The organism is Aureimonas frigidaquae, assembly GCF_001463905.1.
Lineage (GTDB): Bacteria > Pseudomonadota > Alphaproteobacteria > Rhizobiales > Rhizobiaceae > Aureimonas > Aureimonas frigidaquae.
Genome location: NZ_BBWR01000017.1, coordinates 117,169 through 143,607, shown reverse-complemented (window position 1 = coordinate 143,607; position 26,439 = coordinate 117,169). Strand labels below are relative to the sequence as shown.

Annotated in this window: 28 protein-coding genes; 16 read left to right on the top strand and 12 right to left on the bottom strand. The window is 65.5% G+C overall.

Annotation, left to right across the window (positions count from 1 at the left end; all coding sequences use genetic code 11):
• Positions 1–38: 38 nt before the first annotated feature.
• The 6 genes from purQ (at position 39) to grxD (ending at position 4,554) form a co-directional block, all read left to right on the top strand.
• Positions 39–722, top strand: a complete 684-nt coding sequence (purQ, locus tag AUL30_RS16795; RefSeq protein WP_062229049.1) for a phosphoribosylformylglycinamidine synthase subunit PurQ — start codon at positions 39–41, stop codon at positions 720–722.
• Positions 719–1,123: a hypothetical protein gene (locus AUL30_RS16790; RefSeq protein ID WP_062229048.1), complete on the top strand. Its 405-nt coding sequence runs from the start codon at positions 719–721 to the stop codon at positions 1,121–1,123. Before purQ ends, AUL30_RS16790 begins: the two co-directional genes overlap by 4 nt.
• Positions 1,116–1,514 carry a hypothetical protein gene (locus AUL30_RS16785; RefSeq protein WP_062229047.1) on the top strand — a complete coding sequence of 133 codons (399 nt, stop codon included), beginning with the start codon at positions 1,116–1,118 and terminating at the stop codon, positions 1,512–1,514. Before AUL30_RS16790 ends, AUL30_RS16785 begins: the two co-directional genes overlap by 8 nt.
• Before the next feature lie 72 nt (positions 1,515–1,586).
• Complete coding sequence (gene purL, locus AUL30_RS16780) at positions 1,587–3,842, top strand: phosphoribosylformylglycinamidine synthase subunit PurL (RefSeq protein ID WP_062229046.1); 2,256 nt, start codon at positions 1,587–1,589, stop codon at positions 3,840–3,842.
• A 107-nt stretch (positions 3,843–3,949) separates the two neighbouring features.
• Positions 3,950–4,204 (top strand): BolA/IbaG family iron-sulfur metabolism protein, encoded by a 255-nt coding sequence (locus AUL30_RS16775; protein ID WP_062229045.1) that lies wholly within the window; start codon positions 3,950–3,952, stop codon positions 4,202–4,204.
• Positions 4,205–4,206: 2 nt separating this feature from the next.
• Positions 4,207–4,554 carry a Grx4 family monothiol glutaredoxin gene (gene grxD / locus AUL30_RS16770; RefSeq protein ID WP_062229044.1) on the top strand — a complete coding sequence of 116 codons (348 nt, stop codon included), beginning with the start codon at positions 4,207–4,209 and terminating at the stop codon, positions 4,552–4,554.
• 81 nt (positions 4,555–4,635) lie between these two features.
• On the opposite strand, the gene AUL30_RS16765 is transcribed toward grxD, so the two are convergent.
• From AUL30_RS16765 to AUL30_RS16745, 5 genes are all read right to left on the bottom strand, one after another.
• Positions 4,636–5,460 (bottom strand): inositol monophosphatase family protein, encoded by an 825-nt coding sequence (locus tag AUL30_RS16765; RefSeq protein ID WP_062229122.1) that lies wholly within the window; start codon positions 5,458–5,460, stop codon positions 4,636–4,638.
• Positions 5,454–6,317, bottom strand: coding sequence for a tRNA 2-thiocytidine(32) synthetase TtcA (gene ttcA / locus AUL30_RS16760; protein WP_062229043.1), 864 nt, complete (start codon positions 6,315–6,317; stop codon positions 5,454–5,456). Before ttcA ends, AUL30_RS16765 begins: the two co-directional genes overlap by 7 nt.
• An 89-nt stretch (positions 6,318–6,406) precedes the next feature.
• Positions 6,407–8,356: a putative bifunctional diguanylate cyclase/phosphodiesterase gene (locus AUL30_RS16755; RefSeq protein ID WP_062229121.1), complete on the bottom strand. Its 1,950-nt coding sequence runs from the start codon at positions 8,354–8,356 to the stop codon at positions 6,407–6,409.
• A gap of 194 nt (positions 8,357–8,550) precedes the next feature.
• A complete protein-coding gene (gene rpsD, locus AUL30_RS16750) occupies positions 8,551–9,168 on the bottom strand; it encodes a 30S ribosomal protein S4 (protein WP_062229042.1) in 618 nt (205 codons plus the stop codon).
• A gap of 175 nt (positions 9,169–9,343) precedes the next feature.
• Positions 9,344–9,526 carry a YqaE/Pmp3 family membrane protein gene (locus tag AUL30_RS16745; RefSeq protein WP_062229041.1) on the bottom strand — a complete coding sequence of 61 codons (183 nt, stop codon included), beginning with the start codon at positions 9,524–9,526 and terminating at the stop codon, positions 9,344–9,346.
• A 93-nt stretch (positions 9,527–9,619) separates the two neighbouring features.
• Between AUL30_RS16745 and AUL30_RS16740 the strand changes: the two genes are divergently transcribed.
• Positions 9,620–10,126: a hypothetical protein gene (locus tag AUL30_RS16740; protein WP_157070256.1), complete on the top strand. Its 507-nt coding sequence runs from the start codon at positions 9,620–9,622 to the stop codon at positions 10,124–10,126.
• Here AUL30_RS16740 and murI read toward each other — a convergent pair.
• Both murI and AUL30_RS16730 read right to left on the bottom strand, forming a co-directional pair.
• Complete coding sequence (gene murI / locus AUL30_RS16735; protein ID WP_062229039.1) at positions 10,110–10,895, bottom strand: glutamate racemase; 786 nt, start codon at positions 10,893–10,895, stop codon at positions 10,110–10,112. The genes AUL30_RS16740 and murI overlap by 17 nt on opposite strands.
• Entirely contained in the window at positions 10,892–11,659 is a 768-nt protein-coding gene (locus AUL30_RS16730; protein ID WP_062229120.1) for an RNA methyltransferase, read from the bottom strand. The genes murI and AUL30_RS16730 overlap by 4 nt, the downstream gene beginning before the upstream one ends.
• Before the next feature lie 169 nt (positions 11,660–11,828).
• Here AUL30_RS16730 and AUL30_RS16725 point away from each other — a divergent pair, with 169 nt between their 5' ends.
• Positions 11,829–13,043 (top strand): NADP-dependent isocitrate dehydrogenase, encoded by a 1,215-nt coding sequence (locus AUL30_RS16725; protein ID WP_062229119.1) that lies wholly within the window; start codon positions 11,829–11,831, stop codon positions 13,041–13,043.
• An 81-nt stretch (positions 13,044–13,124) separates the two neighbouring features.
• On the opposite strand, the gene AUL30_RS16720 is transcribed toward AUL30_RS16725, so the two are convergent.
• Positions 13,125–14,621, bottom strand: a complete 1,497-nt coding sequence (locus AUL30_RS16720; RefSeq protein WP_062229038.1) for a CoA-acylating methylmalonate-semialdehyde dehydrogenase — start codon at positions 14,619–14,621, stop codon at positions 13,125–13,127.
• Positions 14,622–14,736: 115 nt separating this feature from the next.
• Here AUL30_RS16720 and AUL30_RS16715 point away from each other — a divergent pair, with 115 nt between their 5' ends.
• Positions 14,737–15,618, top strand: coding sequence for a LysR family transcriptional regulator (locus AUL30_RS16715; RefSeq protein WP_062229037.1), 882 nt, complete (start codon positions 14,737–14,739; stop codon positions 15,616–15,618).
• Between the two features lie 8 nt (positions 15,619–15,626).
• On the opposite strand, the gene AUL30_RS19535 is transcribed toward AUL30_RS16715, so the two are convergent.
• From AUL30_RS19535 to rirA, 3 genes are all read right to left on the bottom strand, one after another.
• The gene (locus AUL30_RS19535) at positions 15,627–16,427 is read right to left on the bottom strand and encodes a polysaccharide deacetylase family protein (RefSeq protein ID WP_192843082.1); all 801 of its coding nucleotides are present in this window, start codon (positions 16,425–16,427) and stop codon (positions 15,627–15,629) included.
• Positions 16,358–17,245: a WecB/TagA/CpsF family glycosyltransferase gene (locus AUL30_RS16705; RefSeq protein ID WP_192843081.1), complete on the bottom strand. Its 888-nt coding sequence runs from the start codon at positions 17,243–17,245 to the stop codon at positions 16,358–16,360. The genes AUL30_RS19535 and AUL30_RS16705 overlap by 70 nt, the downstream gene beginning before the upstream one ends.
• 167 nt (positions 17,246–17,412) lie before the next feature.
• Positions 17,413–17,901: an iron-responsive transcriptional regulator RirA gene (gene rirA / locus AUL30_RS16700; RefSeq protein ID WP_062229034.1), complete on the bottom strand. Its 489-nt coding sequence runs from the start codon at positions 17,899–17,901 to the stop codon at positions 17,413–17,415.
• A 295-nt stretch (positions 17,902–18,196) separates the two neighbouring features.
• On the opposite strand from rirA, the gene AUL30_RS16695 reads away from it, so the two are divergent.
• The 6 genes from AUL30_RS16695 (at position 18,197) to AUL30_RS16670 (ending at position 23,932) form a co-directional block, all read left to right on the top strand.
• Positions 18,197–19,099, top strand: coding sequence for an ABC transporter permease subunit (locus AUL30_RS16695; RefSeq protein WP_062229033.1), 903 nt, complete (start codon positions 18,197–18,199; stop codon positions 19,097–19,099).
• A gap of 3 nt (positions 19,100–19,102) precedes the next feature.
• On the top strand, positions 19,103–20,551 hold the full coding sequence (gene livM, locus AUL30_RS16690) for a high-affinity branched-chain amino acid ABC transporter permease LivM (protein WP_083508011.1): 1,449 nt from the start codon (positions 19,103–19,105) through the stop codon (positions 20,549–20,551).
• A 1-nt stretch (position 20,552) separates the two neighbouring features.
• Positions 20,553–21,557 carry an ABC transporter ATP-binding protein gene (locus tag AUL30_RS16685; RefSeq protein ID WP_244490877.1) on the top strand — a complete coding sequence of 335 codons (1,005 nt, stop codon included), beginning with the start codon at positions 20,553–20,555 and terminating at the stop codon, positions 21,555–21,557.
• The gene (locus tag AUL30_RS16680) at positions 21,554–22,309 is read left to right on the top strand and encodes an ABC transporter ATP-binding protein (RefSeq protein ID WP_062229032.1); all 756 of its coding nucleotides are present in this window, start codon (positions 21,554–21,556) and stop codon (positions 22,307–22,309) included. Before AUL30_RS16685 ends, AUL30_RS16680 begins: the two co-directional genes overlap by 4 nt.
• Positions 22,309–22,665, top strand: a complete 357-nt coding sequence (locus AUL30_RS16675) for a DUF6867 family protein (RefSeq protein ID WP_062229031.1) — start codon at positions 22,309–22,311, stop codon at positions 22,663–22,665. Before AUL30_RS16680 ends, AUL30_RS16675 begins: the two co-directional genes overlap by 1 nt.
• 154 nt (positions 22,666–22,819) lie before the next feature.
• The gene (locus tag AUL30_RS16670) at positions 22,820–23,932 is read left to right on the top strand and encodes a branched-chain amino acid ABC transporter substrate-binding protein (protein WP_062229030.1); all 1,113 of its coding nucleotides are present in this window, start codon (positions 22,820–22,822) and stop codon (positions 23,930–23,932) included.
• Positions 23,933–24,023: 91 nt separating this feature from the next.
• Here the strand turns inward: AUL30_RS16670 and xylB are convergent, their stop codons facing one another.
• On the bottom strand, positions 24,024–25,481 hold the full coding sequence (xylB, locus tag AUL30_RS16665; RefSeq protein WP_062229029.1) for a xylulokinase: 1,458 nt from the start codon (positions 25,479–25,481) through the stop codon (positions 24,024–24,026).
• A gap of 81 nt (positions 25,482–25,562) precedes the next feature.
• On the opposite strand from xylB, the gene AUL30_RS16660 reads away from it, so the two are divergent.
• A complete protein-coding gene (locus AUL30_RS16660; RefSeq protein WP_062229028.1) occupies positions 25,563–26,420 on the top strand; it encodes a D-amino-acid transaminase in 858 nt (285 codons plus the stop codon).
• The last annotated feature ends 19 nt before the right edge of the window (positions 26,421–26,439 follow it).

Genomic DNA, 26,439 nt, shown 5'->3' with positions numbered 1-26,439 from the left:
GCGCTCGCCGCCGCCTGCGTGCCCGGAGCTGAACAGCCATGAAATCCGCCGTCGTCCTTTTGCCCGGCCTGAACCGGGACCGTGACATGATCGCCGCCCTGACGCGGATCGGCGGCACGGCGCCGCTGACCGTCTGGCAGACGGATGTGGAGATTCCCGCCGTCGACCTGATCGTCATTCCCGGCGGCTTCTCCTTCGGAGATTACCTGCGCTGCGGCGCCATCGCAGCGCGCTCGCCCGTCATGCGCGCGGTGGCCGATAAGGCGCGTGCCGGCGTTCCCGTGCTCGGTGTCTGCAACGGCTTCCAGATCCTGTGCGAAACGGGCCTTCTGCCCGGTGCCCTGATGCGCAATACGAGCCTGAACTTCGTCTGCCGCGAGGTGAAGCTGAGCGTCGTCAACGCCAATACGCGCTTCACCACGGCCTATACCGAGGGCCAGGTCATCCGTTGCCCCGTCGCCCATCACGACGGGAACTACTTTGCCGATCATGACACGCTGGAGCGCCTGGACGGGAATGGGCAGGTCGTCTTCCGCTACGCAGAAGGGACCAACCCCAACGGCGCGGTGCGTGATATTGCCGGCATCGTCAACGAGGCCGGCAACGTGCTGGGCCTGATGCCGCACCCGGAAAACCTGATCGAGCCGGAGCATGGCGGCACGGACGGCCGCGGCATTTTCGAAAGCGCCCTCGGTCTGGCTGGACGGGGCCTGGCAGCGTGACATCCGCCCTGCGGCCTCTCCTCCTCTGCGCAACCGCGCTGATCCTTGCGTCCTGCGGGGCGCCCCAACGGGAAAGCCAGCTTGCCCGGCCCGCCGAACCGGCGCTGAAGGTGATGGAGCGGATCGCCCTGTCCGCGCGTGACTGCTGGTTCCGCGCCAAGGACCCGGCCTTCGCCGGCTACAGCATGGCGCCCGAACTCGATTCGCATTCCGGCCGCCCGCGCTTTCTGATCGTGCCCGCGCGCAATCCGGGTGGCCTGCCGCTTCTGGTCGTGGAAGGCCAGGGCACGCCGGCCCGCATCCAGACATTCGGCCCGCTCCTGAACGGCCCGCAGGGCCGCCGCATCGCGGCCGATGTGGCGCGGTGGCAGGCCGGCACGCGAAGCTGCGACAATGCCTGACCGGGCGCGGTCGGCGCTGGCCCTCGCCATGGTGGGTGCCGCCCTCCTGACGGGCTGCGCCGCAACCCCGGTGCGCGGTATCGAACCGCCCCTCGCCGCGCCCGCGCCGAGCCGGATCGAGAGCCGCTACGCGCTCGAGACGGCCCGCACGCTGTATCGCGGACGGGCGGTCGAACAAAACCGCGTCTTCGTCGACAGTCCGGCCGGACCCTTCGGGATCTGCGTGCGTGCCCCCGGCGCCAAGGGATACGAGCATATGCTGCTGGTCCTGCAGCGGCGTATTGTGGATGATTACATTCCGCAGGCGGCCGACGACGTGCTCGTCCTGCGGGGTCTCCAGGACACAGCGCCCTGCCGGCGCCTCCAGACCGGCTGGGTGTCCGGCCGCTGACGGACGCCCCCGTTCATGCCGGACGGGACATGACAGACACTCCACTGATCCGCCGGCCGCGTTGCCGGGGGGATGCGCCAACCATGCTGCAGGAAGCTCGTGCCGATGACCGACACACCCATCACGCCAGACCTCATCGCCGCGCATGGCCTGAAGCCGGACGAGTATGAGCGCATTCTCGGCCTGATCGGTCGCGAGCCGAGCCTGACCGAGCTCGGCATCTTCTCGGCCATGTGGAACGAGCATTGCTCCTACAAGTCCTCCAAGCGCTGGTTGCGGACGCTGCCGACGCAAGGCCCCCGCGTCATCCAGGGACCGGGCGAGAATGCCGGCGTGGTCGATATCGGCGATGGCGACTGCGTCGTCTTCAAGATGGAAAGCCACAACCACCCCTCCTATATCGAGCCCTATCAGGGTGCGGCCACGGGCGTGGGTGGCATCCTGCGCGACGTCTTCACCATGGGAGCGCGGCCTATCGCGGCCATGAACGCGCTGCGCTTCGGTGCGCCCGATCATGAAAAGACCCGTCATCTGGTGGCGGGCGTGGTGGCCGGCGTCGGCGGCTATGGCAACAGCTTCGGCGTGCCGACGGTGGGCGGCGAGGTCAATTTCCATCCGCGCTACAATGGCAACTGCCTGGTCAACGCCTTTGCGGCGGGTCTGGCGCGCACGGATGCGATCTTCTATTCCAAGGCGGAGGGTGTCGGCCTTCCCGTCGTCTATCTGGGTGCCAAGACGGGCCGCGACGGCGTCGGCGGCGCCACCATGGCATCGGCCGAGTTCGACGAGAAGATCGAGGAGAAGCGCCCGACCGTGCAGGTTGGTGATCCCTTCACCGAAAAGTGCCTGCTGGAAGCCTGCCTCGAACTCATGCAGACTGGGGCGGTCATCGCTATCCAGGACATGGGTGCGGCCGGCCTGACCTGCTCGGCGGTCGAGATGGGCGCCAAGGGCGATCTCGGGATCGAGCTCGATCTGAACGCCGTCCCCGTGCGCGAGACGGCCATGACGCCCTACGAGATGATGCTGTCGGAAAGCCAGGAGCGCATGCTCATGGTGCTCGAGCCGGCCAAGCGGGACGTGGCCGAAGCGATCTTCCGCAAATGGGGCCTCGATTTCGCCGTCGTGGGCCGGACGACCGACGATCTGCGCTTCCGCATCCTGTTCGACGGCGTCGAAGTCGCCAATCTTCCGATCAAGGAGCTGGGCGACGAAGCGCCGGAATACGACCGCCCCTGGGTGGAGCCGGCACAGCGCGAAACCATTGCCGCGCAGGCGGTGGCCGAGCCGGCCGACTATGCGGCAGCGCTTCTGACCATTCTGGGCTCCCCGGACATCGCGTCCCGCCGCTGGGTCTTCGAACAGTATGACACGCTGATCCAGGGCAACTCGCTGCAGCGGCCGGGCGGCGATGCCGGCGTGGTGCGGGTCGACGGTCACGAAACCAAGGCGCTCGCCTTCTCGTCCGACGTCACGCCCCGCTATTGCGACGCGGACCCTTACCAGGGCGGCGCGCAGGCCGTGGCCGAATGCTGGCGCAACCTGACCGCCGTCGGCGCGGAACCCCTGGCGGCGACCGACAATCTGAACTTCGGCAACCCTGAAAAGCCGGAGGCCATGGGCCAGTTCGTCAAGGCGGTGCAGGGTATCGGCGCCGCCTGTTCGGCGCTGGACTTCCCCATCGTATCGGGCAACGTCTCCCTCTACAACGAAACGCACGGCCAGGGCATCCTGCCCACGCCGACCATCGGCGGTGTCGGGCTGATCGCTGATCGCAGCCGCACGGCGCGCGTCGACACGCTGGCAGAGGGCCAGGCACTGCTTCTGATCGGCGGCATGGGAACGCATCTCGGCGCCTCCATCTTCCTGCGTGAGATCGCCGGCAGCGAAGCCGGGGCGCCGCCGCCGGTGGACCTTTCCGTCGAGCGCCGGAACGGTGATTTCGTCCGCGGCCTCATCGCTTCGGGCCGGGTGCGCACCTGCCACGATCTGTCCGATGGCGGCATGGCTGTCGCGCTCGCCGAACTGTGCATGGCGTCGGGCGTCGGCGCCTCGATCAGCCTGGGCGGCGGACCGCGCCATGCCGAACTCTTCGGCGAGGACCAGGCCCGCTACATCGTCGCGCTCGGCGAGGAAGCGGCCGATGCGGTCATTGCAGAGGCTACGGCAGCCGGCGTCCCGGCAATGCGGCTCGGCCGTGCGGGCGGAAACCGCCTCACGATCGAGGGTGTCCTGGACGTGGCCGTGTCGGACATGACCATCGCGCATGAGAGCTGGTTCCCGAACTACATGTCGGGTTCGGGCGCCATGCGTGACGTTGCGGCCTGAGGCGAAGGGCTTGCCGACATTGCGGGCACGGCTTCGAATGCCTATCCTTTACGGGATGGGGTCGGGCCGACCCGGCCGTGCCAGCCGCTGAAAGGGAGTTGCAATCCATGCCAATGAACGCCCAGGACATCGAGAAGATGATCAAGGACGGGATTCCGGATGCAGTCGTCACGATCCGCGACCTTGCGGGCGACGGCGACCATTACGCGGCTGAGGTTGTGGCAGAGAGCTTTCGCGGCAAGACGCGGGTGCAGCAGCACCAAATGGTGTATCAGGCCCTTCAGGGAAACATGGGCGGTATCCTGCACGCGCTGGCGTTGCAGACAAGTGCGCCCCGACAGGAAGACGAGGCTCGGAGCTGAAGATGAGCGGTATTCAGGAATGGATCGACAACGAAGTGAAGACGAATGACGTCATCGTCTTCATGAAGGGCACCCCCGCCTTCCCGCAATGCGGCTTTTCCGGGCAAGTGGTGCAGATTCTGGACTATCTCGGCGTGGAGTATAAGGGCGTCAACGTCCTTTCCTCCGACGAGTTGCGCAACGGGATCAAGGAATACGGCTCCTGGCCGACCATTCCGCAGATCTACGTGAAGGGCGAATTCGTGGGCGGCTGCGACATCATGCGAGAGATGTTCCAGTCGGGCGAATTGCAGGATTTCCTGAACGGCAAGGGCGTTGCGACCGGCAGCAAGGAAGCCGCCAACGGCTGAACCGTCAAAGGTCCCCATCAAAAGTCCATGACAGTACGAAGGGCGGGCGCCGAGCGTCCGCCCTTTTTCGTTTGCGTGCCGTCAGCTGCGGCCGATCAGCCGGGACAGCGCCTGCCAGCCATCGGCATCCGGCGCGACCATCAGCCCGCCGGTGACATCGCCCGGACGATAGGGCGACCCATCGAGCCGCCGGACATAGCCACCCGCTTCTTCCGACAGGAGCGCGCCGGCCAGGTGATCCCAGGGCATCAGCTTCACGTAATAGAGGTAATGGAGCGCGCCACTGACCGCGAGGCGGTATTCCTGCGCGGCAGTCCGGTAGCTGCACAGGATCCGCGTCTGGCCGAAGCCTGTCAGCGCACGCAGCCGCTCCTCCGGGTCGAGCTGGCTGGTCGATGCCGCCCCGATCATTTCCTGCGTGGGCGCGGGCGCAGCAAAGGAAAGCCTGTGCCGCTCACCGTCGGGACGCTGCAGGAAGGCGCCGGCTCCGCGCTCGCCCAGGACGAAATCATCCCCGAGCGGATCGTAGATAATGCCGGCAATGGTTTCGCCACGGCGCACGACCGCGGCCATGACGCCGAACATCGGCGCGCCGGCCGCAAAATTGGCCGTGCCGTCGATCGGATCGACCACGATGGCAAGGTCGGATTGCGCCACCCGCTCGATCAGACCGGGATCGGCGGCAACGCCCTCTTCACCGACAAAGGCCGCGTCCGGAAAAGCATCGCGGCAGGCGGCGGCGATGGCGCGCTCGGCGGCCTCGTCCGCCTCGGTCACGAGATCGACCGCCGAGGTCTTCTCGCGAATGTCGCCGGGGCTGAGGCGCCGAAAGCGCGGCATGATTTCGGCCTTGGCCGCATCCCTCAGAATGGTGGCGAGACGCTCGGTATCGAATGCAGTCACGATGGCTCCTTCGGCTTGGGGACCAGTGCGGCGAAGTCGAACTGCCGCGGGTCGAGAAGATGGCTCGGATTGATGTTGCCGAGCGCCTTGGCGATGGTCTCGCGCCGCCCTGGATGGCTGCGCTCCATATCGGCCAGGAAAGCCTTCATGGCGTTGCGCTGCAGCCCGTCCTGGCTTCCGCACAGATCGCACGGAATGATGGGGAAGCGCATGGCGGCGGCAAAGCGCGCTATGTCGTCCTCGGCGCAGGCGATCAGCGGGCGCAGCACGAGCATATCGCCCTCGTCGTTCAGGAGCTTGGGCGGCATGGCGGCGAGCTTTGCCCCATGAAAAAGGTTCAGGAAAAAGGTTTCCAGGCTGTCGTCACGATGGTGGCCGAGAACCAGGGCCTCACACCCCTCCTCCCGCGCGATGCGGTAGAGGTTGCCCCGCCGCAGGCGCGAGCAGAGCGCGCAATAGGTGGACCCCGCCGGCACCTTCTCCTTCACCACCGAATAGGTATCGCGATACTCGATACGGTGCGCGATCCCGTTGGCGGTGAGAAAATCCGGGAGGACATGCTTGGGGAAACCCGGCTGCCCCTGATCCAGATTGCAGGCCAGAAGGTCGACCGGCAGGAGGCCACGCCATTGCAGATCCAGGAGCAGCGACAGGAGTATGTAGGAATCCTTGCCGCCGGAAATGCCGACCAGCCAACGGGCCCCGGGCCGTGCCATGGCATGCCGGGCGATCGTCTCACGTGTTTCACGCAGCAGTCGCTTGCGCAGCTTGCGGAAGGCCACGCTGTCCGGAACATCCCGAAACAGCGGATGCGCGCCGGCTTGCGCGCCGTCCTGCACGTCGTCGAGCTGATCGAGCATTGGCGGATCCTCACTTGCGAGCTCCCGCAATAAGCGACCCCGAGCCGAAGGGAAAGGGTGGCCCGGCATTCGGGCCGGTGTTTCCGCCGCTAATGGCTATGTTGGCTCTGCAGCCAGACGCGCGAATCCGGCTCCGGCATGGGGCGCGCCAAATGATAGCCTTGCAGGAAATCGCAGCCGAGGCCGACGAGGGTTTGGCGTGCTTCTTCGGTTTCGACGCCCTCCGCCACGACCTCGATATCCAACGCATGGCCGAGGCCGATCAGCGCCTTATAAAGCGAGCGGGCTTTGCCATCCGCGTCGAGATCGGCTGCGAAACTGCGGTCGAGCTTCAGCCGGCTGATCCGAATGTGCCGAATGGCCGCCAGGGACGCGTACCCGACCCCGAAGTCGTCAATGACGATCCGCGCCCCGGCGTCGGCCAAGGGTTTGAAACGGGAGCGCACGACGCTCGTGTCGAGCGCGGTTTCCTCGGTAATCTCGAGTTCCAGCCGGTTTAGCGGTATGCCGGCGTGGCCGAGCTCTTCCATGACGATCTGGTCGATCGGCACACGCGCCGCCTCCCGCGGGGAAACATTGATGGCGACACGCATGTCGGACCACCCCTGTGCGGCCAACCATTCCAGCATGGCCGTCGCCCCGCGAACCACACGCAGGAAAAGCTGCTCGCTCTGATCGGTCCGCACCGCCACCGAAACGAGCAAGGACGGATCGATATGCCCATGGCGGGAGTGGTTCCAGCGGAGCAACGCCTCCAGCGAATCGATGCTGCCGTCGGGCCGGGCAATCGGCTGGAACCACAGCTCGATCATTCCGCTGCGCAGGGCATCCGGCAGTTCGCGCTCCATGTCGCGTTCCAGCTCCATGCGCTTCTGCAACGAAAGATCGTAGATACGGTAGCGGTTGCGACCTGCCGTCTTGGCCACGTAGAGGGCCGCGTCGGCATTGGCGAGCATCTCGCCGACCGTGCCGCGATCGGCCACATACACGCCGACGCTCCCACTGACCGGGCTGGATTCGAAGGTTTCGAAGGGCGCCGAGATGCGGTCGAGCGCGGCCTGCGCAATTGCACCGAGCGCCTGTGTATCGACCGGCATACCCCGCAGGACGAGCGCGAACTCGTCGCCGCCCAGCCGGGCGATATGCGCATGTGGCGGCGTCGCCTCGCGAAGCCGCCGAGCCACCTTCCGCAGGACACGGTCGCCTGTTGCATGGCCGTAAACATCGTTGACGACCTTGAAGTCATCGAGGTCCAGAAGCATCAAGCAGACCGGACCGCCCCCTTCACGCAGGAAATCCTCGAGGTTCCGCAATATGCCGCCGCGGTTCAACAGCCCGGTCAGTGCGTCATGCGTTGCCCGATGCAGCATTTCTCGCGCGGTCGCAGCGGAATGCTCGTTGGCCTGTTCCAGCGAATGGGCCAGCGCCCGTGCTTCGTGCTTGAGCCGGGAGAGATCGCGGAAGGATCTGTCGCCTTCACGCGCAGCCAACAAGAGAGCCGTCAGATAGATCGCGATCGTGCCGCTCAGCATGACGGAATTGAAATGACCGGACCAGAACAGGCAGACCGTCGCAGCGATCAGCGGCGGCGATATGAAAAGCGCCGGAACCGGCCAATAGGCCGTTCCATAGGTGACCGAGCCAGCCGTGATGCCGGCCAGGAGCGTCAGATAGAAGACCGTTTCCGGGGTGGTGAAGCCGCTCGACAAGACCGCCAGCAATGACCAGACGATACCCGACGCAAGGGCCGCGACACGGTGTAGGAAGAAATGCCGGTCGATGCCCACGCTTTCGGCTTCCCCGGCAGATGGCACGGGCCAGGCGCACAGGGCAAATCGCACCAGGTTGACCGCCAGCGACAGGGAGAACCAGATCAAGCCCTCCGTCTCGAGCCCGGCGCGCACGGTGACGGCAAGGGCGGCAAGACCGAGAGCGATGTTGACGAGGATCGCGCGCCGCAGGGCGCCACGCATGGTGTGGAGCTGATCGCGCTGAATCAAACTCTGCAACGAGGCCGCCTGGCCGGGAACGCTGGTCAAGGACAAGGCCTTCAATTCGGAATGGTCCGAAGGACAGTCTACTACCTAAAGGTGTAAGAGATTTGCCGAATTCCCCCGTCCGAGGCAAGGGCGTTTCCTGCGGTTTCGCAAGCTTTTAACACGGCGCAAAAAAGCCGCCCGGTTGCCCGGGCGGCTTCACACGATATGCGGCGCGGGGCCGCTGATGCGATCGGTTAACGCGAGTAGAACTCGACGACCAGGTTCGGTTCCATCTGAACCGGATACGGCACGTCGCCGAGGCCCGGAACGCGGCTGAAGGTCGCGACCATCTTGTTGTGATCGACCTCGATGTAGTCCGGCACATCGCGCTCGGCGAGCTGGACCGATTCAAGAACGATCGTGAGCTGCTTGGACTTCTGACGGACCTCGATCACGTCACCGGCCTTGCAGCGGTAGGAACCGATATTGGTCCGCACGCCGTTCACGCTGACATGGCCATGGTTCACGAACTGGCGCGCAGCGAAGATCGTCGACACGAACTTCGCGCGATAGACGATGGCGTCCAGACGGGATTCCAGAAGACCGATCAGGTTTTCGGAGGTGTCGCCACGACGGCGGGCAGCCTCTTCATAGATGCGGCGGAACTGCTTTTCGGACACGTCGCCGTAATAGCCCTTCAGCTTCTGCTTGGCGCGCAGCTGCGTGCCGAAGTCGGAAAGCTTGGACTTGCGGCGCTGGCCATGCTGGCCCGGGCCGTACTGGCGGCGGTTGACCGGGGACTTCGGACGGCCCCAGATATTTTCGCCAAGACGACGGTCAATCTTGTACTTGGCGGATTCGCGCTTGCTCATCGCATTTCCTTCGAGGATGAACCCGACAAACCATTTGGCGGGTTGAGGAAACGCACCCTCCTTTGCCTTCGAGAAGGCTGACAGAGCGGCCGAAGCCGTTCACGGGACACGTAAAAAACCGGCGGACCTTGCGGCCCGCCGATGTGGCACCGATTAGACGAGGAAAGGCTTCAAGTCAAGCCAGTGGTCTGCGCTGTCCCGACCGCCTGGAGATGAACCAGACCGCGTGCACGACGCCGGGAATATAGCCCAGCAGCGTCAGAATGATGTTGATCCAGAAATGCTTGCCGAGGCCGGTCGTCAGGAACACCGCGAGCGGCGGCAGGAAGATGGCGATGACAATGCGCAGAAGGTCCATGAGTTGGCAATCCGGTCCTGATGGGTCTTGGTGCAACCTAAACTCCCGCTCGACACTTTCCGTTCCGAAGCCGAACCGGCACGGAGGACCGTCATGTTGCGATCGGCAGGGATATGGGCCGGATTGGCTGCGCTCGTCACGAGCGGTCAGTCGCTGGCCGATGACGGGTTTCTGGCGCGCTTCGACGGGCGCTTCAAGGGCGGCGGCACCATCCAGCGCGATGTCGACCGCACGCCCCGCAAAGTCACCTGCACGCTGACGGGGAAGCCCTCCGGGCCAGACAGTCTGACGATTTCCGGCCAGTGCCGGGCTGCGGTGATCGTCACCCGCCCCGTATCGGCACAGATCCGCTATGATCCTGCGAGCGGCAGCTATTCCGGAACCTATGCAGCATCGGCGACGGGGCCCGCGCGCCTGACGAACGGGCGGCTGCAGGGTTCGACGCTCAGCTTCGACGTCACCTATGCCAAGCCGATCTATGGCGATAGATCGGCCCGCATGACAATCGGCAATGCCGGCGACGGAACCCTCTCCATGACGGTCACCGATCAGATCGACGGACGCAGCGTCCAGACATCCGCCATCACCCTTGCGCGGTGAGCCCGAACCCGTGCACCAGCCGCCGGGTGGCATAGTCCGGCGGGCCGGCGGTGAAGACGGCCCGGTCGAACCCCTCCGGCAGGTCGGGCGCCGTATGGCCGATGACCTTGGCAGCCTGCCGGGCGATCGCCTCGGCCGGGTCCAGCCAGTCCACCGGCCAGGGCGCGACCTTGCGGAACGCCCCGACGAGGAAGGGATAATGCGTGCAGGCCAGGACGACGATGTCCGTGCGCCGCCCGTCCCGTTCTACGAAACAGGGCGCGATCTCTGCACGCAGGGCATCCGGGTCCAGGGCCCCGCCGCGCAGATGCGCTTCCGCCATAGCGGCGAGGCGCGAGGCGCCGACGAGTTCGACAGCGCAATCGCGGGCGAAGCTCTCGATGAGGCCGCGCGTATAGTCTCGCCGGACCGTGCCGGGCGTCGCCAGGACGCTGACGAGGCCCGAGCGCGTCTGCTCGGCCGCAGGCTTGATGGCCGGGACGGTGCCGACGAAGGGAATGTCGAAACGGGCGCGCAAGTCCGGCAGGACCAGCGTTGACGCGGTATTGCAGGCGATCACGACCGCCAGCGGGGCATGCGCATCCACAAGGCTGCCGAAGAGCGACAGGATACGCGCCTTTAACGCGTCTTCGTCCCAGTCTCCATAGGGGAAGGCCGCATCGTCCACGACATAGAGATAGCGCCGGTCCGGCATGCGCACGCGCAGTTCGCGCAGGACGGTCAGGCCGCCGACGCCGCTGTCGAAGACGATGATGGGCCGGCCGCTCATTGCGTCTGCCCGGCTCGGGTCAAGGCCCGGATGACACCGCGCAAGGCCCTGATCTCGGGCTCGGAGAATTGCGCCCGCGTCAGCATGTTGCGCAGATTGTGGATCATGGTGTCCCGCTTTTCGGGCGGGAAGAAATAGCCCGTGCCCTCGAGCGCGCCTTCCAGATGCTCGAAGAGGCGGAATAGATCCGACTTGTCGGCGGGGGCCATGTCCGGCGCGAAGAAGCGCGGCCGCCCCCCGAAAGGCGTTCCCGAGCGCATCCACTCATAGCTCATGAGCAGAACGGCCTGGGCGATGTTCAGCGAGGCGAAGGCCGGATTGACCGGAAAGGTCACGATCTCGTCGGCAAGATCGACCTCTTCGTTCGACAGGCCGAAGCGTTCGCGCCCGAACAGGATGCCGCAGCCCTGCCCCGCCTCCATGCGCACGCGCAGGTCGGCATTGGCCTCGTCCGGGCCGCGGACGGCCTTGGTCGAGTAGCGGGGGCGCGCGGTTGTGGCCAGGACGAAGCTCAGATCGGCGATGGCATCCTCGACCCGGTCGAAAACGCGCGCGGCCTCGATCACATGGTCGGCGCGCGAGGCTGCCGCCACGGCCTTCTCGTTCGGCCAGCCATCGCGCGGATTGACGATGCGCAGGTCCGACAGGCCGAAATTGGCCATGGCCCGGGCCACCATGCCGATATTTTCGCCGAGCTGCGGCTCCACAAGCACGATTGCCGGCCCGCCCGCCATGATCGCTGCCGTTCTGTCGGTTCCTGCCACAGCCATTCCCCATACCCAAGCGTATCAAAAGGACCTGATAGCCTGTCGGTGCGGCGCCGAAAAGCGCCGCTTTGCTTTGCAGGTGCGAAGCACTTTGCTATAGCCGCCGGACAGTTGAGGGCCGCGGGCCGGCCCGAACACGCCGTATCAAACCGGAGGAATGGCATCGATGGCGAAAATCAAGGTTGCAAACCCGGTCGTCGAACTCGACGGCGACGAGATGACCCGGATCATCTGGCACTTCATCAAGGAGAAGCTGATCCACCCCTATCTCGACATCGACCTCGAATATTACGACCTGTCGGTTGAGAACCGCGACGCCACCGATGACCAGGTGACGGTGGATGCCGCCAACGCCATCGCCCGCCACGGCGTGGGCGTGAAATGCGCCACCATCACGCCCGACGAGGCGCGGGTGGAGGAATTCAAGCTCAAGAAGATGTGGCGCTCCCCCAACGGGACGATCCGCAACATCCTGGGCGGCGTGATCTTCCGCGAGCCGATCATCATGAAAAACGTGCCGCGCCTGGTGCCGGGCTGGACCAAGCCCATCGTGGTGGGCCGCCACGCCTTCGGCGATCAGTACCGCGCGACCGACTTCAAGTTCCCGAGCGCCGGGACCCTGTCCGTCAAGTTCGTGGGTGAGGACGGCAGCGTCATCGAGCACGAGGTCTTCAAGGCGCCCTCCTCCGGCGTCGCGATGGCCATGTACAACCTCGACGATTCCATCCGTGATTTTGCGCGCGCCTCCCTCAACTATGGCCTGATGCGCAACTACCCGGTCTATCTGTCGACCAAGAACACCATCCTCAAGGCCTATGACGGGCGCTTCAAGGACATCTTCCAGGAAATCTACGACGCCGAGTTCAAGGCCGAGTTCGAGAAGCGGAAGATCTGGTACGAGCACCGCCTGATCGACGACATGGTCGCCTCCGCGCTGAAGTGGTCCGGCGGCTATGTCTGGGCCTGCAAGAACTACGACGGCGACGTGCAGTCCGATATCGTCGCCCAGGGCTTCGGCTCGCTCGGCCTGATGACGTCCGTCCTCATGACGCCGGACGGCAAGACGGTCGAGGCGGAGGCCGCCCACGGCACGGTCACCCGCCACTACCGCCAGCACCAGAAAGGCCAGGAGACCTCGACCAACTCCATCGCGTCGATCTTCGCCTGGACGCGCGGCCTGGCACACCGCGCCAAGCTGGATGACAATGCCGATCTGAAGGCCTTCGCCGAGACGCTCGAGCGCGTCTGCATCCAAACGGTGGAAGCCGGTCACATGACCAAGGACCTGGCCCTCCTGATCGGTCCGGACCAGCCCTGGCTGTCCACGACGGGCTTCCTCGACAAGATCGACGAGAACCTGAAGACGGCCATGGCGGCCTGACCCGGCCGGCCCGATACGGAACGAAAAAGTCCCGGCGGTTCGAACCGCCGGGGCTTTTGCATGTCGGGCCTTTCGCCGCCCTCAACGCATGACGGGCATGGAGAATTCCGCGCCGGACTTGATGCCCGACGGCCAGCGGGAGGTGATCGTTTTGGTGCGGGTCCAGAACTTGATCGAGTCCGGCCCGTGCTGGTTCAGATCGCCGAAGGATGAGCGCTTCCAGCCGCCGAAGGAATGGTAGGCGAGCGGCGTTGGGATCGGCACGTTCACGCCGATCATTCCCACATTGACGCGCGCTGCGAAGTCACGGGCGGCATCGCCGTCACGCGTATAGATGGCAACGCCATTGCCGTATTCATGCTTCATGGGGAGCGACAAGGCGGTCTCGTAATCGGGCGCGCGGACCACCGACAGGACCGGGCCGAAGATTTCCTGACGATAGATGTCCATATCGGGCGTTACCCGGTCGAACAGGCATGCGCCGACATAGAAGCCGTCTTCGTAGCCCTGGAGGCGGAAGCCGCGTCCATCGACCTTGAGCTCTGCACCTTCCGCCACGCCCTTGTCGATCAGGGACAGGATCTTCTCCTGCGACGCCCGCGTAACCACGGGGCCGAAATCGGCGGTCGTGTCCGTATAGGGTGCGATCTTCAGCTTCTCGACGCGGGGGATCAGCCGCTCCACCAGCGCGTTGGCCGTGGCCTCGCCTACCGGCACCGCTACCGAGATGGCCATGCACCGCTCCCCGGCCGAGCCGTAGCCCGCGCCGATCAGCGCGTCGGCGGCCTGGTCCAGATCGGCATCCGGCATGATGATCATGTGGTTCTTGGCGCCGCCGAAGGTCTGCGCCCGCTTGCCGTGCCGCGCAGCCTCGCCATAGACATAGGCGGCGATGGGCGTCGATCCGACGAAGGACACGGCGGAAATGTCGGGATGCTGGAGGATCAGGTCCACGGCTTCCTTATCGCCGTTCACCACGTTCAGTATGCCCTTGGGCAATCCCGCCTCGATCATCAGCTCCGCCAGCCGCATGGGAACGGAAGGGTCACGCTCGGACGGCTTGAGGATGAAGGCGTTGCCCGTGGCGATGGCGGGGGCGAACATCCACATCGGAATCATGGCCGGGAAGTTGAAGGGAGTGATGCCTGCGCCGATGCCGACCGGCTGGCGCATCGAATACATATCGATGCCCGGGCCGGCGCCTTCGGTATATTCGCCCTTCTGCAGATGCGGCACGCCGATCACGAACTCGCAGACTTCCAGCCCCCGCTGGATATCACCCTTCGAATCCTCGACCGTCTTGCCGTGCTCGGCCGACAGGAGCTCGGCCAGCTCCTGCATATTGTCGTTCAGAAGCTGGACGAACTTCATGAAGACCCGCGCGCGGCGCTGCGGATTGGTCGCCGCCCAGGCCGGCTGCGCCGCCTTGGCGCAAGCAACCGCCGCGTCGAGATCGGCAGCCCCGGCCAGGGCCAGAGTGGCGCTCGCCTGCCCGGTCGCCGGATTGAAGACCTCGGTCGTCCGCGTGGACGTTCCGGCGACACGCGCGCCGTCGATGAAATGGCCGATCTGGCTCATGGGTCCGTTCCTCCAACCATGTGATGGGAAAGACCCTACCTGTCCCTGGCTTGATTTCAATATCAGTCCGCGCGTAACCATTGTGCGGAAATTATAGTCGAGGGCGCCACGGCCGATGGACTGGGACGATTTGCGCATATTCCTGGCCGTCGCGCGCGAGGGGCAGATTCTGGCGGCGGCGCGGCGCATGCAGCTCAACCATGCGACGGTGGCCCGGCGCCTCGACCGGCTGGAGGCCGCGCTCGGCCACCGGCTTTTCCTGCGCCGCTCGAGCGGCTGCGACCTGACGGCCGACGGCGCCGCCTTGATGGTCCATGCGGAGCGGATGGAAGCCGAGATGCTGGCGGCGGAGGCCAGCTCGCGCGCCAGCGCAGGGCGGGTGACAGGAACGGTGCGCATCGGCGCACCGGACGGCTTCGGAACGGATTTCCTGGCGCCAAGGCTCTGGCGCCTGCAGGCCGCCCATCCAGGGCTGACGCTGCAGCTCGTCCCGGTGGCGCGTGCCTTCTCCCTGTCCCGCCGCGAAGCCGATATCGCGGTGACGATCGAGCGCCCGGCTGAGGGGCGGCTCGTCAGCGGCAAGCTGGTGGATTACGGCCTCGGCCTCTATGCCGCGTCCCGCTACCTGGACGGGCGGGGCACGCCGGCATCCCTTGCCGCCCTGGCAGAGCATGCGCTGGTCGGCCATGTGGAGGATCTGAGCTACAGCCGGTCCCTCGCCTATGCGGAGGATCTGGGGATCGACTGGCCGGCCGGCTGCGAGATCGCCTCGGCCATGGGGCAGCTCGCGGCCGTTTCAGCCGGTGCGGGCATCGGCATCCTGCATCATTTCATGGCGCGGCCACGGCCCGAGCTTCGGGCCGTCCTGCCGCATTTGAGCGTGCGGCGCAGCTACTGGCTGGTGACGCACCAGAGCACGGCCAACGCCGCAGCCGTGCGCCTGGTGGCCGATGCCATCCGCACCCTCGTCCAGGAGGAGCGATCCATCTTCGCCTGACAGGCGTATCAGGCGGCCGTCTTCTGCAACTGGCTTTCGGCGGGCTTCTGCAGGTTGGTCAGCATGTCGTCCACCAGGCGCCAGCGGTCCATGGCCCCGGCGCAGAGAGCGGGGAACAGCCATTGCGGATCGCCCGATTCCACCTTGACCCGCGGCAATGCGTAAGGCTGCCGCGCCGTATCGGCACGGATGGCGCCATGCAGGCTGGAGAAGCCCGTCGTGTAACCGGCCTCGCCCACACAGTCGATCACCTGGGGCGTCATGTCCTTGGCGGTCCCGAAGGGATAGGCGAAGGAGTGCACGGCGGTCCCCATCTCGTCTTCCAGGCGCCGCCGGGAATCCACCAGCTCTGCCATGGCCTCCGCCCGTGACAGGCTGCCGAGGGAACGGTGGGAGACCGTGTGCGAGCCGATGGAAACCCCGGCTGCCTGGATTTCGCGTATCTGCGAAAAGCTCATCAGATCGAAGCCGGTCGGACGGCCGGCCAGTATATAGGCGACGGACGGCACGGCATATTTCTGCAGGATGGGCACGGCCACCGTGCGCACGGATGGATCGCCATCGTCGAAGGTCACCAGGACCGAGCCGGACGGCAACTGACGCTTGCCCGCGACGAAGGCCTCCACATCGGCAAGGCTGACCGCACGGCCGGAGGCGGCCAGGTAGGCGACCTCCCGTTCGAACTGCGCCGCCGAGACGGTGAAGGGCGCGCGGTGCCCGTCTCCGAAGCGGTGATAGGTCAGGACGCGGAGCTCAGGCCCTGGCCCTCCAGATGGTGGGACGACCCGTCCTGCGCCTCCGACGGCCAATCTGGCCGCCTTCTTGGCGATCCATCGGTTGAGGGCGATGCTGTCTGCGGGCATGTAAGCCTTCCTTCCAAGAGGCGGGAGGTGTCGGAGCGGCGGTCGGCAGCGATGCCCTTCAGCATCCGGCCCATGAAGAGCGGGTTCCCGATCAGGTAGCGGCGCGCCTTCCAGGGCTGCCGCAGCATGAGATGGACCCATTCGATGCCGCTTCGGCGCATCCAGAGCGGGGCGCGGACGAGGCCGCCGCCCCAATATTCGAAGAGCCCGCCCACGGCGACCATCAGCGCATCGGGCGCGAGGTGGCCATAGCGGTCGATCCAGTTTTCCTGCAGGGGATTGCCCATGCCCACGAGCACGAGATTGGCGCCCGACCGGCGCACCTCGCCGGCAACGGCCACGCTGGCCGCCTCGTCGATATAGCCATGATGCGCGCCGACGAAGGTCACCTTCGGAAAGCGCGCGCGTGCCGCCGCAAGGATCGCGTCGATGCGCTCCGGCGCGCTGCCGATCAGGAAGCAGCGGATCCCCTCGCCCGATTGCAGCATCAGCGGCACGAGATCGGTGCCGTTGACATTGTCCTCGAGGCGGATGCCCCGTGCCTTGGCAGCCCAGCGCACCCCTGTCCCGTCGCCATAGACGACATCCGCGCGGCGCAGAACATCGCGATAGGCGGCGTCGGCGCAGGCATTGTTCAGCGTATGGGCGTTGACGAAATAGAGCGACCTGCGGCCCGGCCGGGCGATCAGCTCGGCAAAGCGCCGGCGTGCCGCCTCCATCGTTTCATTGACGATGGTCACGCCCAGAATTCGACAGTGATTCACCGGCATCATCCCTGGATGGGGCCGGCGCAGCCTGCGCCGGTTCAGGGGGCGAGAATGCCATTGCCACCATTGCGACGACAATCGTCCCCCTCCAACGGGCGGCGGAGGCGGGCTTCACTCTTTCGGCGTAAGTCGCCATCATTCCTTGGTGATGCCGCAGGATCCGGTCAGTTGGTCAGGGCTGCGGGCGCAGCGCGGCGCGTCACCTGCGTCGGCGCAACGTCGGAAATGCCGAGGCGGTGCCGAATCGCCCCCCGATCGCCGATCAGCGTTTCGATCGTCTGCTTTTCGAGCGAGGACAGGAACGCGTTCAGCGCATCGCGCAGCGCTGAGTTCAGCGCGCAGCTGTCGACGAGCGGGCAATCGACCACCCCCGTCTCGAAGCATTCGGCCAAGGAGAAGCTCTCTTCCGTCACCACCACGACGGCGCGCAACGTGATTTCCGAGGCAGGCTTGGCCAGGCGGATGCCGCCATTGCGCCCGCGCAGCGTCTCGATGAAACCGGCCTCGACGAGAGGCTGCAGGATCTTGAACAGAAAAAGCTCGGAAACCGAATAGGCCGTGGCGATCTCGCCGACGCGGCTCAAACCGTCGCCCTTTGCAGCACAGTACATCAGCATGCGGATGGCATAATTGGTCTGGCGCGTCAGGCGCATCGATCTTCTCCTGAGCTGGCCCCGGTAACCCTGCCGGCGCCCGAAGGTATTAGAACAATTCCAAAGTCATGGGAAGACCGCTTCACCCAAAGGCGGTACAAAATTGGAGTCTTTCGTTCAGATTATCAAGCCCGTGCGGATCCTGGGGACACTTGCCCACTGGCACCCATTAAGGCCGTTGATCATTCCTATAAAAAATGCTGCTACTTTGATCGTGCCTCTTTCCAAGGCGGAACCGGCCGATGGCGCAAAGGGAGTCGGAGCGCGTACGCGTTCGATAGGGATAAAAACAAAAATGGAATATTTCCTCCAACAGCTTGTCAACGGCGTGACACTAGGGTCGATCTACGGCCTGATCGCCATTGGCTACACCATGGTCTACGGCATTATCGGCATGATCAATTTCGCCCATGGCGAAATCTTCATGATCGGGTCTTTCATCGCGCTGACGACGTTTCTCGTCCTCGTGTCCTTTGGCATCACCTTCCTTCCGATTGTTCTTCTCATCATCATCATCGTGGCGATGCTGTTCGCCTCGCTCTGGGGGTGGACGGTCGAGCGGATCGCCTACCGGCCGCTGCGCGGCTCCTTTCGCCTTGCGCCGCTGATCACCGCCATCGGCATGTCCATCTTCCTGCAGAATTTCGTCCAGGTATCGCAGGGCGCGCGCGTGAAGCCGCTGCCGCCGCAGATCCAGGGCAGCATCCAGCTCATGGACGGGGTCCAGATCTCGTATATGCAGCTCACCATCATCGCCGTGACCCTGGTGCTGATGACGGTCTTCACGCTGATCATCTCCCGCACCTCGCTCGGCCGCCAGCAGCGCGCCTGCGAGCAGGATGCCAAGATGGCGTCACTCCTCGGCGTCAATGTCGACCGGACCATCTCGCTGACCTTCGTCATGGGCGCGGCCCTCGCCTCCGTCGCGGGGCTTATGTACCTGCTCTATTACGGCGTGATCGACTTCTACATCGGGTTCCTGGCCGGGGTGAAAGCCTTCACGGCGGCCGTGCTCGGGGGCATCGGCTCCCTGCCGGGTGCGATGCTCGGCGGCCTTCTGATCGGCCTGATCGAGACCTTCTGGTCGGGCTACTTCTCGGTCGAATACAAGGATGTCGCGGCCTTCTCGATCCTTGCCATCGTCCTGATCTTCATGCCCTCCGGCCTGCTTGGCCGCCCTGCCGTCGAGAAGGTCTGATCGATGTCCGCGACCAATACGACACGCCCCGAGGGCGCAGAGATCGCCGACGAACAGCGCCGCGACGCCATGCGTGGCGAGCCGCCCTTTGCCCCCGAACCGGCCCGCAGCAGCAAATTCGCGACGGCGCTGAAGGAATCGATCGTCACGGCGCTTATCGTCGCCGGGCTCGGCCTGTTCTTCCTGCTCCTGCGGACCGATACGGCGCCGGGCGGCCTTGCCCTGTCCTATCGCTGGGACTTGTGGCTGACCTTCATCGCCATCGCCTTCTTCGGCCGCCTGGTGCTGAGCCTCCTCCTGTTCCAGAACGAGGGCAGCCTGTCGGACCGTGTCGGCGGCGTGAAGCTGTCGGCCAACGTCGCCTCCAGGCTCGGGAAGATCATCGGTGCGGCGCTGTTCCTTCTGGCGCTCACCTTCCCCTTCGTCATCGGCTACATCCTGCCGGGCCGCGAGCGGTACATGATCGACCTCGCCATCCTGATCGTGACCTATGTCATGCTCGGCTGGGGGCTCAACATCGTGGTGGGCCTGGCCGGGCTTCTCGATCTCGGCTACGTCGCCTTCTACGCGGTGGGCGCCTATTCCTTCGCGCTGCTCGCGATCAACTTCGATCTTGGCTTCTGGGTGTGCCTGCCGATGGCCGGGCTCTTCGCCGCCATGTGGGGCGTGATGCTGGGCTTCCCGGTCCTGCGCCTGCGCGGCGACTATCTGGCCATCGTCACCCTGGCCTTCGGTGAGATCATCCGCGTCGTGCTCCTGAACTGGGGCGAGTTCACGGGCGGCCCGAACGGGCTTCTCGGCATTCCGCGGCCGACCTTCTTCGGGCTGGAGTTCGGCCGGGGCGAAGGCTCCTTCGCCGACTATTTCGGCCTGGAGCCGTCCACGCTGCACCGCTTCATCTACCTCTACTACATCATCCTCCTCCTGGCGCTGTTCACCAATTTCGTGACGATGCGGCTGCGCAAGCTGCCGATCGGCCGGGCCTGGGAAGCCCTGCGCGAGGACGAGATCGCCTGCCGCGCGCTCGGCATCAACACGACCAACGTCAAGCTGACGGCCTTCGCGACGGGGGCCATGTTCGGCGGCTTCGCCGGCTCCTTCTTCGCCACCCGCCAGGGCTTCATCTCGCCCGAGAGCTTCACCTTCCTGGAATCGGCGATCATCCTGGCCATCGTGGTCCTGGGTGGCCTCGGCTCGCAGATCGGCGTCGTCATCGCCTCCATCGTGATGATCGGCGGCATCGAACTCCTGCGGAACCTGACGGTGCTGCAACTCGTCTTCGGATCCAACTTCGATCCGACCGAGTACCGCATGCTGATCTTCGGCGTCGCCATGGTGGCCATCATGGTCTGGAAGCCGCGCGGCCTCGTGTCGTCACGCTCGCCATCGGCGGTCTACAAGGAAAAGAAAAAGATCGGCGCCGACATGGTGGCCCAGGGCGAGGGTCACTGACATGATCGCCCCCACAGAACAGGTCAAAATGGCAACGAGCCGCAACTGGACCGCCGATCCCGTCCTGACCGTCGAGCATCTGACCATGCGCTTCGGCGGATTGACGGCGATCGACAATCTCTCCTTCGAGGTCGGGCGCGGCGACATCACCGCCCTGATCGGCCCGAACGGCGCCGGCAAGACCACCGTCTTCAACTGCGTGACCGGCTTCTACAAACCGACCGAGGGGCGGATCACCCTGCGCCGCGGCCGCGACATACCGGCCCGCGCCGTGGAGGAGCTGACCCGCAGCGGGCGCCAGAGCCTGAAGGTCGACAAGGGGGAGCTCTTCCTCCTGGAGCGCATGGCCGATTTCCGCATCACCCATACGGCCGGCGTGGCCCGGACCTTCCAGAACATCCGCCTCTTCGGCGGCATGACGGTATTCGAGAATCTCCTCGTCGCCCAGCACAACAAGCTGATGGTCGCCTCCGGCTACACCTTTGCGGGGCTGGTGGGCCTGCCCTCCTACCATCGCGCACGGGAAAAGGCGCAGGATCTGGCAGTGGACTGGCTGCGCCGCACGGCGCTCCTGGACCGTGCCGACGATCCGGCGGCCGATCTGTCCTATGGTGACCAGCGCCGCCTGGAGATCGCCCGCGCCATGTGCACCGACCCGGCGCTTCTGTGCCTGGACGAGCCCGCCGCCGGCCTGAACCCGCGCGAATCGGCCGAACTGAACGAACTCCTGCGGTCGATCCGCGATCAGGACAGCGTCTCCATCCTCCTGATCGAGCACGATATGGGTGTGGTCATGGAGATTTCCGACCACATCGTCGTCCTGGATTACGGCAAGAAAATCTCCGACGGCACGCCGGACAGCGTGCGCAACGATCCGCATGTCATTGCCGCCTATCTGGGCGTCGACGACGAGGAAGTGGACGCCGTCGAGGAGCGGCTGCAGGAGGGCGATATCGATGCCGCCGCCGCGGTGGTGAGCACGAGCAACCAGGAGACCCTTCGATGAGCGCCGCCAATCCCGCAACGCAGGGCGCAGCGGCCCCCCTCCTGTCGATTCGCGGCGTGGAGACCTTCTACGGCAAGATCCAGGCCCTTCGGGGCGTGGACATGGAGGTCAACGAGGGTGAGATCGTCACGCTGATCGGGGCCAATGGCGCCGGCAAATCCACCCTCATGATGACCATTTGCGGCAATCCGCGCGCACGCTCGGGGCAGATCCTCTACCGTGGCGAGGACATCAGCGCCCTGCCGACGCACGACATCATGAAGCGGCGGATTGCGCAGTCGCCGGAAGGACGCCGCATCTTCGGGCGCATGTCGGTCATGGAAAACCTGCAGATGGGCACGACGCTCATCGGCACGGAGCATTTCGATGCGGACCTCGAGCGCATCTTCACCCTGTTCCCGCGCCTGAAGGAGCGGATCGATCAGCGAGCCGGGACGCTGTCGGGCGGCGAGCAGCAGATGCTGGCCATTGCCCGCGCGCTGATGAGCCGGCCCAAGCTTCTCCTGCTCGACGAACCATCGCTCGGCCTGGCGCCGATCATCGTCAAGCAGATCTTCGAGGCGATCCGCGAGCTCAACCGCACCGAGGGGCTGACCGTCTTCCTGGTGGAACAGAATGCCTTCCATGCGCTGCGTCTGGCGCATCGGGGCTATGTGATGGTCAACGGCACGATCACCATGTCGGGCACGGGCCGCGAACTTCTGGCGCGAGAGGAAATCCGCAGCGCCTACCTCGAAGGCGGGAGGCACTGATGCAGCCGGAAATGACCTTGCTCTGGGAAGTCACCTTCTTCGAGTTCCTGCTCGTCACCGTGGTGATCGGCGGCGGAATCGCCTTCATGATCGGCCGGTCCACCGCCCTCACCTGGAGCGGCTGGGCGATCATGGCCTTCTATGTCGCGCTCCTGACCCTCGCGGTTCGCTTCATCCACTTCAGCCTCTTCGACGGCACGTTCTTCCTGCCGTTCGATACGATTGCGACGGCGCTTCACTACGCGCTGATCGACTACGTCGTTCTGTTCCTCCTGGCATCGTTCGGACGCCTGCGGACCCGCTCCCAGCAAATGGCGCGGCAATACCGCTTCCTCCGCACGACCGCGACGAATTGAGCAAAAGGTTTGGCGCCGCTCAAGTTTTTGACGAGCGGCGGCGCCGATACCATTCCCTTTGACGAAAGCATGATCTTTAATCCATGGCCTGCCCGGCATCGTCACCTTGAGAGCCTGCCAGGGTCAGCGTCGTAACAACTCGGGAACGTCACAGATGAAAAAAGCGCTTCTAGCCGGTGTGGCCCTCAATCTCGTCCTGTCGGGCGCGGCTCTCGCGGATATCACCATCGGCGTCGCGGGCCCGATGACGGGCCAGTACGCGACCTTCGGTTCGCAGCTGCGCGTCGGCGCCGAGCAGGCCGTCAAGGACATCAACGCCGCCGGCGGCATCAACGGCGAACAGCTCAAGCTTTCCGTCGGTGACGATGCCTGCGATCCGAAGCAGGCCGTGGCCGTCGCCAACCAGTACGCATCCGAGGGCGTGGCCTTCGTGGCGGGCCATTTCTGCTCGGGTTCCTCCATCCCCGCCAGCCAGGTCTATGCCGAAGAAGGCATCGTCATGATCAGCCCGGCTTCGACCAATCCGGACTTCACGGACAAGCGCCCGGCCGACGGCATCTACCGCGTCTGCGGCCGCGACGACCAGCAGGGCGAGGTTGCCGGCGCCTACATCGCCAAGAACTTCGCCGACAAGAACATCGCCATCCTGAACGACAAGTCCGCCTATGGTAAGGGCCTGGCGGACGAGACGCAGGCCGCGCTCGAAGCGGCCGGCAAGAAGCCGACCGTCGTCGAAGCCTACACCGCCGGTGAAAAGGACTACACCGCGCTCGTGTCCAAGCTGAAGCAGGCCGATATCGGCCTTGTCTACATTGGCGGCTACTACACCGAGGCGGGCCTGATTGCCCGTCAGATGAAGGAGCAGGGCGTGACGGCGACGATCATGTCCGGCGACGCCATCGTGACCGACGAGTACTGGGCCATCACCGGCGATGCCGGCGAAGGCACGCTGATGACCTTCTCTCCGGATCCGCGCAAGAACCCGATCGCCGAGCCGGTCGTCAAGGAGATCGAGGCTGCCGGAAACTCGGCCGAGGGCTATGCGCTCTACACCTATGCCGCCATCCAGGCCTGGGCCGACGCCGTGAAGGCCGCCGGCTCCACCGATTACGAGCCGGTCGTCGAAGCGCTCGACGCCGGCAACTTCTCCACCGTGATCGGTGACCTGAAGTTCGACGACAAGGGCGACGTCACCCTGCCCGGCTACGTCATGTATGTGTGGAAGGACGGCAAGTACGACTACGTTGAGACCGCGGCCGCCCAGTAAGGCGCGCGTCACAGACTGGAAACAGAACGGGGCGGCCATGAGCCGCCCCGTTTTATTCGGGCCATAGGCCCGGCGTCCAGTGTTCGCTCGATCAGACCATCAGGCTGCGAATAACGGGATAGGCCAGGCGGTAGCGCTTATAGGCCGCATCGAAGGCCTCCGTCGCTTCGGGCCGGGGCGCAAAGCGCTGGGCGACCGGCGGCTCGATCATGACCGCGGCAGGATCGGCGGCTTCGGCCGCACACAGGCCCAGCCGTGCCGCCCCGAAGGCGGCTCCGTAATCGCCCGCCGCGGGCAGGACGATCTCACGGCCGAGCGTATCGGCCAGGATCTGCAGCCAGCTCTGCGAGCGCGAGCCCGCGCCCACCGCGATGAGCTGGCGCACCGTCCTGTCGCCGCCGGCTTCCAGGCAGTCGCGCATGGAGAAGGCGACCCCTTCCATGACCGCACGGGCAAGGTCTGCCTGGCTGGTTTCTGCCGAAAGGCCCACGAAGGCGCCACGCACCGTCGCGTCATTGTGCGGTGTGCGCTCGCCCGACAGATAGGGCAGGAACAATAGGCGCGATGGCCCCTCGCCCAGGCCGGCATCGGCGACGGCGGCGGCCAGTGCCGCGGGCTTGACCTGCGTGACGCCCGAAAGCCATTCGAGCGATCCGGCCGCCGACAGGGTCACGCCCATCTGGTGCCAGAGACCCGGCAGCGCATGACAGAAAGTATGGACGGCCGTCTCGGGTGCGGGGCTGTAATCGGCCGATGCGGTGAAGAGCACGCCGGAGGTGCCGAGCGACACGAAGCCGCTACCGGGCCTCACGACGCCAACGCCGCAGGCGGAGGCGGCATTGTCGCCCGCGCCGCCGGCCACCACGATGCCGGCCGGCAGGCCCAGCTCCGCCGCACGGTCCGCGCGCAACTGGCCGGCCGGCGCCGAACCTTCGACAAGGCCGGGCATATAGGTTTCATCCAGGCCGCAACGCTCCAGCATCCGGGCCGACCACCGCCTGGCGCCGGTTTCGAGCCAGGCGGTACCGGCGCTGTCCGACATGTCCGACAGGGCCTCGCCCGTCAGCCAGAGGCGCAGGTAATCCTTGGGCAGAAGAACGCGGCGCAAAGCCGCGCGGATCTGCGGCTCGTTGCGAGCGACCCACAGGATCTTCGGCGCCGTAAAGCCCGGAAAGACGATATTGCCGGTGATCGCGCGCGCCTCATCATCGTCGAGCTCGGCGGCTTCCAGGTGGCTGCGCGTATCGTTCCACAGGATGCAGGGTCGCAGCGGCACGTCGTCCGCCCCTAAGAGGGTGGCGCCGTGCATCTGCCCCGACAGGCCGATGCCGCGCACGGCGCTGAGCGCTTCCGGCGCTGCGGCGGCCAGTTCCGCCAGCGCGGCGCGCGTGGCGTCGATCCAGCTTTGCGGGTCCTGTTCGGCCCAGCCGAAGTGCGGGCGTTGAACGCTCAAGGGCGCGTGCGCCGTCGCGACCGGGTTCTGCCGGTCATCCACGAGGAGGGCCTTCAGCGAAGACGTTCCGAGATCCAATCCGAGATAATAGGCCAAGTCGCTACTCCCACCTCTCCCTTGCGGTCCGCAAAATAGGCTATACGACGCCACGGAACCATTGCCCGGAGGGACCGGATCGTGAGTCGCATTGTCTATGTCAACGGCGCCTATGTGCCTGAAGAAGACGCCCGCGTCTCTATCTTCGATCGTGGTTTTCTGTTCGGCGACGCCGTCTACGAGGTGACGAGCGTCCTGAACGGCAAGTTGATCGACTTCCCGTCCCACATGCGGCGGCTCACCCGGTCCTTGAGCGAGTTGAGCATGGCCGCCCCGGCCGGCACGGACGAACTCCTGGCCATCCACCGCGAACTCATTGCGCGCAACGGCCTGTCGGAAGGCGGAGTGTACATGATGGTCACGCGCGGCGCCGCCGACCGTGACTTCGTCTTCCCGCCGGACGGCACGCAGCCGACGCTCGTGCTCTTCACCCAGGCCTGGAACGAGGTCCGGTCTCCGGAGGTGGAGAATGGCCTGCGCGTGGCCTTCGTGCCCGATCTGCGCTGGGGCCGCCGCGACATCAAGACCGTGCAGCTCCTGTGGCCGTCCATGGCCAAGATGGAAGCCCGGCGCCTGGGCAAGGACGATGCCTGGCTGGTGGAAGACGGCATGGTGACGGAAGGCACGTCCAACAACGCCCATATCATCGACCGGGAGGGGCGGCTCATCACCCGCGCTTTGTCCAACAGCATCCTGCACGGAACGACGCGCGCCAGCGTCCTTCGGCTGGCCGACGAGGCGGGGCTGACGGTGGAGGAGCGCAGCTTCTCCTGCGATGAGGCGCGCGCTGCCGCCGAGGCTTTCATCACCTCCGCCGGACATTTCGTCATGCCGGTGACCGAGATCGACGATGTTGTCATCGGCGATGGCCGGCCCGGTCCGCTGACCCTCCGGCTGCGTCGCCTGTATATGGAAGAAGCCGCCCGCACCGCGCTTTAGGAAACCTCACGCATGGATA